Origin of the sequence: Pseudoduganella sp. RAF53_2, from assembly GCF_052113985.1 — a bacterium.
GTDB lineage: Bacteria > Pseudomonadota > Gammaproteobacteria > Burkholderiales > Burkholderiaceae_D > Rugamonas.
Genome location: NZ_JBFRDW010000179.1, coordinates 1 through 9,343 on the forward strand (window position 1 = coordinate 1; position 9,343 = coordinate 9,343).

The 9,343-nt window shown below is 60.5% G+C and carries 9 protein-coding genes; 2 read left to right on the forward strand and 7 right to left on the reverse strand.

Annotated elements, in window-relative coordinates:
* Positions 1–216: 216 nt before the first annotated feature.
* The 6 genes from AB4Z11_RS12740 to AB4Z11_RS12765 form a co-directional block, all read right to left on the reverse strand.
* Positions 217–492 carry a hypothetical protein gene (locus tag AB4Z11_RS12740; protein WP_442025618.1) on the reverse strand — a complete coding sequence of 92 codons (276 nt, stop codon included), beginning with the start codon at positions 490–492 and terminating at the stop codon, positions 217–219.
* A gap of 34 nt (positions 493–526) precedes the next feature.
* The gene (locus tag AB4Z11_RS12745; protein WP_442025619.1) at positions 527–805 is read right to left on the reverse strand and encodes a hypothetical protein; all 279 of its coding nucleotides are present in this window, start codon (positions 803–805) and stop codon (positions 527–529) included.
* A 176-nt stretch (positions 806–981) separates the two neighbouring features.
* Positions 982–1,998 (reverse strand): porin, encoded by a 1,017-nt coding sequence (locus AB4Z11_RS12750; RefSeq protein WP_442025620.1) that lies wholly within the window; start codon positions 1,996–1,998, stop codon positions 982–984.
* Positions 1,999–2,050: 52 nt separating this feature from the next.
* Complete coding sequence (gene dctA, locus AB4Z11_RS12755; RefSeq protein ID WP_442025621.1) at positions 2,051–3,391, reverse strand: C4-dicarboxylate transporter DctA; 1,341 nt, start codon at positions 3,389–3,391, stop codon at positions 2,051–2,053.
* Between the two features lie 50 nt (positions 3,392–3,441).
* A complete protein-coding gene (locus AB4Z11_RS12760) occupies positions 3,442–4,338 on the reverse strand; it encodes a hypothetical protein (protein WP_442025622.1) in 897 nt (298 codons plus the stop codon).
* Entirely contained in the window at positions 4,335–5,192 is an 858-nt protein-coding gene (locus AB4Z11_RS12765) for an amidohydrolase family protein (protein ID WP_442025623.1), read from the reverse strand. The genes AB4Z11_RS12760 and AB4Z11_RS12765 overlap by 4 nt, the downstream gene beginning before the upstream one ends.
* A 128-nt stretch (positions 5,193–5,320) precedes the next feature.
* On the opposite strand from AB4Z11_RS12765, the gene AB4Z11_RS12770 reads away from it, so the two are divergent.
* Both AB4Z11_RS12770 and AB4Z11_RS12775 read left to right on the forward strand, forming a co-directional pair.
* The gene (locus AB4Z11_RS12770) at positions 5,321–6,529 is read left to right on the forward strand and encodes a LysR substrate-binding domain-containing protein (RefSeq protein ID WP_442025624.1); all 1,209 of its coding nucleotides are present in this window, start codon (positions 5,321–5,323) and stop codon (positions 6,527–6,529) included.
* Positions 6,530–6,966: 437 nt separating this feature from the next.
* Positions 6,967–8,502 (forward strand): S8 family peptidase, encoded by a 1,536-nt coding sequence (locus tag AB4Z11_RS12775; RefSeq protein WP_442025625.1) that lies wholly within the window; start codon positions 6,967–6,969, stop codon positions 8,500–8,502.
* A gap of 67 nt (positions 8,503–8,569) precedes the next feature.
* Here the strand turns inward: AB4Z11_RS12775 and AB4Z11_RS12780 are convergent.
* A partial coding sequence (locus AB4Z11_RS12780; protein WP_442025626.1) for a hypothetical protein occupies positions 8,570–9,343 on the reverse strand: 774 nt, incomplete at its 5' end.

Below are 9,343 nucleotides of genomic sequence, written 5' to 3' on the forward strand. Positions count from 1 at the left end.
GTTCAGGACGTTGACGCCAATCTGTTGGAACTGGCCGAACTTCTGGTCCAGATTGACATTGACGTTGACGTTGGGACCGAAGCCGCCGCGTACGGTGGTCATGGCGCGTTGGTCGAGGGCGGCGCTGTGCGCCAGGTCGCTGATAGTGATAGACATGATGTTCTCCTTGAGCTGGCGCGTCGCGGGAGCCGGGTGTGGCCCCCGCGAGTCTGCCGTTTAGCCGACGATGGTGTTGAAGCCGTTTTGGGCGGTGTTGTCGTGCACGTGCACGCCATCCAGGAAGGCCGAACCGTTCGCGGTCGCGGTCAGCTTCTCCTGCTGCTGCAGCATGTTCTGGGTGCCCTTGATGGACGAGTCGTAGGTGCCGCCGATGGTCACGTCGCCSACTTTGWAGTAKGGCGAGTTCATGCTCCAGCCGCCTTGAATGAAGGTCATGGTGGCGCGGTCCAGGTCTTCAGCGCGGGCCAGGTCTTTGATGGTCAGGGTTTTCATGATAGGTCTCCTTGGGTGCGATGACGGGATGCGCTTACATGCGGACGATGGTGTTGGCGCCGTTYTGSGCGGTGTTGYYGTGCACGTGGATGCCGTCCAGGAARGCRGAGCCGTTAGCGGTGGCGGTCAGCTTGTCCTGCTGCTGGAGCATGTTCTGAGTACCCTTGATGGAGGAGTCATAGCTTGGCGCGTAGGTGACATCGCCGAACGAGTAGTAAGGCGAGTTCATTTTCCAGCCGCCGCGCACGCCAGCCATGGCAGTTCGGTCCAGTTGTTCGGTACGGGCCAGGTCTTTGATGATCAGGGTTTTCATGGTGATGCTCCTTAGAGGTTTGGGTTAGTGAGGCAATTCATTTGCGCTCGCTATCCATTCAGCAGAAAGCGTGCCAGCTGCTTTCTCCTCTAAGGGCATACCGCGCGGCGTGGAAAGTGGCGGATGCCGGCCAACAAACGCCGAATTTCTGTTCGGCGCCGCGCAACAGGAGTGGTTCAGAAGCGGTGATTGATGCCGAAAGTGGCGCCGGTCTGGTTCGGCACCCCAACTGTGTTCAGCGTGCCGACCGCCGCCTTGCTGAAGCGTGTGTAGTCGAGTTCGGCGTACAGCACGGTGCGCTTGGACAGCGAATAATCGATCTCGGCAACCGTCATGCCGCGCCGGCGTGCAGGATCATCCGGCGCCGTGGTCACGTAATAGCCGACGGTGAACGAGGCCTGTGGCTTGAAGCGGTAGCTGACGCCGCCAAACATATTGCGTGTTTTGGAATCCACTCCGGTCTGGCTCTTCACCGTCTCCTGCATGTAGCCGCCGGAGATTTTCAGCTTGTCGACGTTATAGGCTGCACCGACCAGGTAGTAGATGTCGCCGTTGTAGAAAGCGCCGACAGGCACGCTGCGGTGGTTGTAGGAGGCGCCGAATGCCAAGGCGCCGTTGTTATAGATCAGGCCGACGCCGCGCGCTGCCTTGCGCGCCGTACTGCCGGCCTGCTCCCCCAGCGAATCCTCGACTTCAAGTTTGACGGGGCCGGCATCGACGACGTATTTGAGGTCATTGTCGAAGCGGGTGCCGCTGGACGCTTTGGTCAGCGGAATCAGCGGTGTGAAGCGGAAGCCGAAGGGATCGAAAACGTAAATGAAGTCGTGCGAGATGGTGTACTGGCGGCCCAGCGATAGTGCGCCGTAGGGCGTCTTCACACGGACGAAGGCCTGGCGCTGGAACAGGGTATTGGTCGTATTGTCGAGCTGGCCGGTGCCGAGGTTGAAGCCGCTTTCGAGCAGGAAATCCGCTTTGAAGCCGCCGCCGAGGTCATCCGATCCGGCGAAGTCCAGCTTGTTCGAATTGTAGTAGCCGTTCGAGCTCATCGATATCTTGCTGCCGCCGTCGGCGCTGGCGTTGGTCTGGTAGCGTACGCCGCCGTCCACATCACCGAAGATTGAGACTGATGGGTCGGCATGGACGAGTCCTGCCAACGGGGCGAGCGTGAGCAACCCCAGAGTAAATCGTTTCACGAGTTGTCTCCTGCTTGTTTTGTTTTAAATGATTGAACTGCTGTGATGCGGATCAGGATGCCGAGTACAGGCGCACCTTGGCGCTATTACGCTCCGGGTCGTCCGGCGGGCGGTAGCCGGCCTTCAGTTCGGCCACGAGTTTGCCGCGGTCGAGCGCGTTTTCCCAGCGTGCGACGAAGATGGTCGCGACGGCGTTGCCGATGATGTTGATAAACACAAAGGCTGAGGAAAGCAGACGGTGCACGCCGAGGATCAGGGCGATGGACGTCACCGGAATCGTATTGGTTGCCGCCAGCGTGGCAGCCAGCACGGCAATCGCTGAGCCGGCGATACCGGCCCCGCCTTTCGACGTCAGCAGCAGGACCACCAGCAGCGCCAGTTGCTGCTCCCAGCCGAGTGCGGTATTGGTCGCCTGGGCCAGGAACACGGCAACGGCGGCGAAGTAAAGACAGGTGCCGTCATGATTGAAGGCATAGCCGGTCGGGACCACGAGGCCTACCACCGACTTTTCGCAACCCAGCTGTTCAAGCTTTTGCAGCAGCTGCGGCAGCACGCTTTCGGATGAGCTGGTGCCGATCACCAGCAGCAATTCCGCCCGCAGATAGCGCATCAGCTTGAGCAGGCTGAAGCCGCTCCACATTGCCACCGGCTCCAGGATCAGCAACAGGAACAGGGCGCATGTCAGGTAGAACTCGCCGACCAGCTTGCCCAGCGAAAGCAGCGAGCCGAAACCGAATTTGCTGACCGTGAAGGCAATCGCACCGAAAGCGGCAATCGGCGACACCCGCATTGCCAGCTTGATGATCCAGAAGACACCCTGCGAGAAGCTGTCGATCACGCTCAGCATTGGCTTGGCGCGTTCGCCTGCCGCCGCCATGCCAAAGGCGAACAGCACGGAGAAGAACAGAATCTGCAGGATGTCGCCATTGGCAAAGCCGGCAACCAAGGTCTTCGGAATCACATTCAGCAGGAACTGGCTGGTGGTGGTGAAATGGCGCGCGGTGGTGATGTAGGCATCGGCGCTGCTGGAGTCCAGCGAGGCGGGGTCGATATTCATGCCGACGCCGGGCTGTAGCAGGTTGATGGTGACCAGTCCGAGCACCAGGGCCAGCGAAGTGATCACCTCAAAGTAGATCAGCGCCTTGATGGCAAGCCGGCCGACTTTGCGCATGCTGCCGACGCCGGTAATGCCGGTGACGACGGTGCAGAAGATGATGGGGCCGACCACCATCTGAATCAGGCGGATGAAGGCTTCGCCCAGCGGCTGCACGGCGGCGCCTCCTGCCGGCCAGAAGTGTCCCAGCGCGACACCAAGCGCGATGCCGAAGAACACCTGGAACGACAGGTCGTGGTAGAAGCGGCGCCGGGTAGGCGGGTGATTTGTTGCGTCCATGCTCAAGGTCTCCAATATATTGCTTATATTCTTTATATTTTTTATATTGTTCAGGCGTCGACAAATTCGAGGCTGTCGTTCAGGATTTCATCGACAGTCAGCGGGCGCGGTAGCAGCTGCTGTTGCAGGCAGAAATCCAGTACCAGTTCGAGCCGATCGCGCAACCTTTCGATCCCGCCAGGCAGGCGGTCTGCCGGTGTCGGCGGCGCCAGTGCCTTGCCGCGTTCCAGCAGGTCATACACGGCCTGTGCGGCGTCGCGGTGACGCTCGGCGACGGCGCGGTGCATCACGACCACGTGGTTGATCGGCACCTGATGATGCATGGCGCGCCAGGCCTGGTCTGCCGCGGCATGGTCCGGGATCACGGGACGGATGTTTTCGTCCTTGGGCAGATCGTTGCCGAATATGGCCGCATCGATTTCGCCGTCCTGCAGCATGCCCAGCATCGTCTTGCCGCCTGGCGCACGCGTGGCGATGGCCGGGTCGGCGTATTCGGCCAGATGCGCGTCTTCGTAGGTGACCCAAGCGATTTTGCTGGTGTCCACGTCGTAGGTATTGGCCAGAATGCCGCGCACCCACATGCCAGTCGTCTGAGAGTAGGCGCGCACGCCGATGCGGGCGCCGGTCAGACTGTCCAGCGAGCGGGTGCCATGCCTGGCATCGTACACCAGGCAACCTTGCTGCATGCGCGCCGCTACCACGGTCGGCAGCAGCACCAGCGGCTTGCCGTATGCCTTGGCTTGGAGATACGTGACGATGGCCATCTCGCTGACGTCGTAGGCCTGCTGGCGCGCCATCGGTGCGAAGGCGCGGTAAATCGGATCGACATCGACGCAATCGAGGCGCACGCGCGGGTCGGTCAGCTCGCCGGACTTGATCGCAGCCGTATGCGGATAGGTCTTGAGTGCGGTGCGCAGCACCGGAATGTCCTTGTCCATGTTCTTCATGCCTTCTGGTTCAGGCCAGGGTAGATCGAGCGGGCAGTATCGCCGAAAATCCAGGCGCGATCGGCTTCGGTAACCCCTGCCAGCGCGCTGAGCGCTTCATCCAGCAGCGTGGCCAGCGCGCCCTCGGCGGCCGGGAAATTGGAACCCCACGCGATGCGGCTGGCGCCAAAGGCTTCGATCACGCGCGGGAAGAAGGCGGCCGGTGTGGAGGCGCCGCGTGCGGATTCGTGAATCGTGCGGTTGGTCAGCTTCAAATTCACGCCGGGGTATTTGGCAAGGCTGAACAAGGGCGCCGCTGATGCGTATGGCGGGCCTTCCGCCAGATCCGGACGGGCCAGATGGTCCAGCAGCACGCGGCTGCGCGGGAACTGCTCCAGCATGCGGATCAGGGCGGGAATGCCCGCAGCTGTCATTTGCAGGCAGATCGACACGCCGTGCTGCTGAGCGTAATCCCAGACCGGGAAGGAGCGTTTGTCGTCCAGCCAGTCCGCCTGGCCGGGCATGGTGCTGCCGGTGGTGAACAGGCGCAGGCCATCCAGGCCAGCATCCAGCCAGCGCTGCAGCTGCGATACGGCATCTGCGGCCAGCACGTCGATCGAGAAAACGCCGCGGAAGCGATCGGGATGGGCGCGCACGGCATCGACCACATAACTGTTGTCATTGCCGTACACCGTGGAGGCTTGCACCACCATGGCACGGGCGATGCCGGCCTTGTCCATCTGCGCCAGCAGGCCGGCGTAATCCACTGGACGCTTGGCCGACCAGTCGGACTGGTGGCCGCCTACCGGCGCCAGCGGGTAGCGCGTTGTGTCGGTCGAAATGGCATGGGTATGCGTATCGACGATTTCAAACATGTGAACCCCATAAGTTGTGATCTGAAAGGATGAACCAAGTATAGGGTTGGGTTTTGCGTCGACGCTAATTAGTAGTGCGTCGCAAGACATAAATTTAGGTTAAGCTGGATTTAGGTTAAGCTGGATATATGAGTGAAGACACGACACGCCTGCGGCGCCTGATGTTGTTCGATGCGGTATGCCGGGCCGGCGGCATCAGCCAGGCCGCCGACATGGTGGGCATGACGCAGCCAGCCGTCAGCCAGGCCATCAAGAAACTGGAAGCTGCTTATGGCGCTCAACTATTCGAACGAGGCTTCAACGGTAGCGAGCTGACCGGGGAGGGCGCTCTGTTGCAGCGCCGCGTCAAGCGCATGCTGGATCAGATCGGGATGGCGGTTGCCGAGCTCATCGGCACGCGGCCAGCGCCGCAGATCCCGGCCATTTGCCGCCGTCTGACCGATGCGCAACTGCGTTGCCATATCGCTATCGCGCAGCATGGCTCAGCGGTCGAGGCCGCGCGCCGCCTGGGCATTTCCGAACCCGCCGTGCATCGGGCCGGACGGCAGCTGGAAGAAACAGTCGGCACTTCGCTGTACCGGCGCCGGGTGCACAGCGTCACCGCCAACGCCGCCGGGCTGGAGTTTGCGCGCCGCCTGAGCGTGGCGCTGCATGAAATCGACCAGGCCGCCATCGATCTGGCAACGGCACGGGGACAAGCAGGTGGCCAGGTCGTCATCGGCGTGCTGCCGCTGCTGCCGCAATTGCTGCTGGCCAGGACCATTGCGCGCTTGCGCGAGGCCTATCCGAATGCCGCCATTGCAATCCACGAAGGCACGCACGCGCAGCTGTTCGGCGCGCTGGCTTTCGGCACCATCGACATCATCGTTGGCGCATTGCGCAGCCCGCGGCTGGAAGGCGCCGCCGTCGAAACGGAGCTGTTCGCCGATCCCTATGTGGTTGTTGTTCGGCGCAGCCACGCGCTGGCGTCGCGCGAGCCGGTCACGCCCGGTGATCTGGCGGATTACGATTGGGTGGTGCCGCAGCCCGGCATGCCGCGCCGGCATGCAGTGGAAGCGCTGTTTGCCACATTGCCCAGGCCGCCGCGCGTAGCCGTCGAAACCAGCTCCCTATCCATGATGATGACCATGCTGGCGGAGAGCGATTGCGTATCCTTGCTGTCGCGCTCACACCTGCTGTTCGGCAGCTACCGCGACGACGTGGTCGCCTTGAATTTGCCTACCCCCGATAAGCACCGCACTGTGGGCTACACAATCCGCAGTGATTGGCTGGCAACCCCGGTTCAGCTGGAATTTATTAATTGCCTGCGTGCCGAATGCCGTGCGGTATATGGTTAATAATGCCCGTCCTTATTTAAATAATTCCTCAGCGTATTTAATAAATCAAACGTGCAGTTTGATTTATGTGTAATATTGCGCGTCAGTCAAACTGTGGCTGCAAGCCATTTTATTAACTCTGCTGATTTAAATTCAATTCGATTGAAGCTGGGGAAATATTTATTTCTTCAAGCCGTTGCGTGCGCGCGATATTGGAATAATTCTTTCAGAAAATAATTGCGTGATGCCGAAAATCATGGGAAACTTCGTTTCAGTAACTATTTTCTTGAAAGTAATAAATTCCTTCCGTAATTTTATTATTTCAAAGAGAAACTGGTTTTAAAGCATGTTTTCAATTTATTTAAGGAGTAGATGTTGACTCGCTTCCGTCCATTGCCCCAGTCCATTTCCGTATTTCCGGCCGCCTGAGCCCCATCTTCTTCTTATTTCGCATCCAAATGATCTCTAAAGCTTTCTGCCGCATCKTCGCGGCTGTCGCGCAAGCGGCTCTGGTTCTGTGCGCCCCTTCCGCTTATGCGCAAGGTAATGGTACCGCTGCCACCCATCCATTCGGGCAGTCCCGTCCGATTCCTGGCCGTTACGTGATCGTGTTCCGCGACAGCGTGGTCAACCCGGCTGCTGAAGCGGAAAACATGATGAAGGGCCGCGGCGGCAAGGTACTGCATACCTACAGCAAAGTGATGAAGGGTTTCTCCGCCAGTCTGCCGGACGCCGCAGTGCAAGGCCTGCGCAATAACCCAAACGTGCGTTTCATCGAGCAGGACCAGACCGTCACGCTGACGGCCACCGCGACGGAAAACAACGCGACCTGGGGACTGGACCGTATCGATCAGGCCGATCGTCCGCTTGACCTGCTGTACCACTATTCCGGTACCGGCGCTGGCGTGACGGCGTTCATTGTCGACACCGGCATTCGCGCCGATCACACCGAATTTACCGGCCGTGTGCAAGCCGGCATCGATTTCGTCGGCGACGGCAATGGCACCAACGATTGCAATGGCCACGGCACGCACGTGGCAGGCACCGTGGGCGGCACCACCTGGGGCGTTGCCAAGGGCGTGAGCCTGGTTCCCGTGCGCGTGCTGGATTGCGCCGGCTCCGCGGCATGGAGTACCGTGATCGCCGGCATCGACTGGGTTGCGAACACCACCCAGCGTCCGGCAGTGGCGAATCTGTCGCTGGGCGGCGGCGCTTCCGCTGCGGTTGACGCCGCAGTTGCGGGTGCTGTGGCGAAAGGCGTGACGGTTGTGGTCGCAGCCGGCAACAGCAATGCCGATGCCTGCACCGTTTCGCCTGCCCGCGAACCGACCGCGATCACGGTGGGTGCCACCACCAGCATCGATGCGCGCGCTTCTTACTCGAACACCGGCACCTGCGTGGACATTTTTGCGCCGGGCAGCAGCATTACCTCGGCCTGGAATACCGACGCCAGCGCAACGAACACGATCAGCGGCACGTCGATGGCGTCGCCTCATGTAGCGGGCGTTGCCGCACTGGTACTCGCAAGTAATCCGAYCGCTTCGCCGGCCGCAGTCGCTTCCTGGATTGTGTCGAACGGCACGCCAAACCGCCTGTCGGCCGCCGCCATGGGCGCGGGGTCGCCCAACCTGCTGCTGTTCACGGGCAGCCTGGCGCCGGTGCAGCAGCCAGCAACCAAGGTCGTTGCAGTGCAATCGATGGTCGGCAGCGCTACCAAATCCGGCGGTAACTGGAAGGCGAACGCCGTCGTGAAGGTGCGTGACATTGCCACCGGCGCAGCCGTTGTCAATGCTGTCGTGGATGGCAGCTTCTCCGCAGGCGGCAACTCCAGCTGCACCACGAATACCACCGGCACCTGCACCTTGAGCAGCGCTACGCTGAAGACGAGTAGCACGGCTTCGGTTACTCTCAGCGCTACCCGGATTACGGGCACGCTGATGTCTTACGACAGCACCCAGAATTCGGTGTCGCAAATCGTTATCGCCAAGCCTTAAGGCGGCTCGATACTTGATCCCTGAGCCGGGCGGTGATAGCACACCGTCCGGCTCAGTGCGTTTACGGTCAGGTTATCGTCGCGATGTCCGCTGCGGCGATATGCACGCCGACAACGGTCACGAAGGTATGCTGCCCTCCTGTCTCCGCAATATCGACCTTGGTATCGGCCGTCGTGGTGTCAAGCGTGTAGCTGTTCGCACCAAGCAGCACCAGCTTGTCGGCGCCCAATTCGAAGCCGTTGACCTGGTACTTTGTGAGGTTCGAGGCCAGGTCGACGTCAAAGGCGTCAGCCTTGCCTGAAGTCCCGGTGAGTACGTAGTCGAAGGCCGCTCCGAGTTTGTTTGCCGACAGATTCGCCCCAAACGTGCTGCTGGCTGTATCGCCATCGCCATCGGTGATGGTCGAGGTGAAGTCGAGTTTGATGCCGTTGGCCAGATTGTTGATCTGCGTGATGAACTGGATCTCAGGAATCTTCACCACGCCGGTGGCCATCGTCAGCTGAAGCGCGTCAATCAGCTTGCCTCCACCGTCAACAGTGAAGGGCACTGGCACGTGGCCTGTGGTTGCTACATTCGTGTTGACCAGTACCTGGCCCGAGTCGGTGCCGTCGGCAAAGATGAGGCGATAGTACAGGCGCTCGCCGCCTGTGAAGTTGTATCCGGTGACCGCATTATCGATGAACACCTTCGCGCTAGTGAACTGCGTTCCTGGATTGGCGACGAAGCTTTCATCGCCAGCCGTAATGGCAGCATCACTGTCCCCTTGAAGGTTGTTGTTCTTGTTGCCGATGCCGGAAGAACTGACGTTCAGCGCCTTGGTGCCGTCGATGTAGTCCGGCAG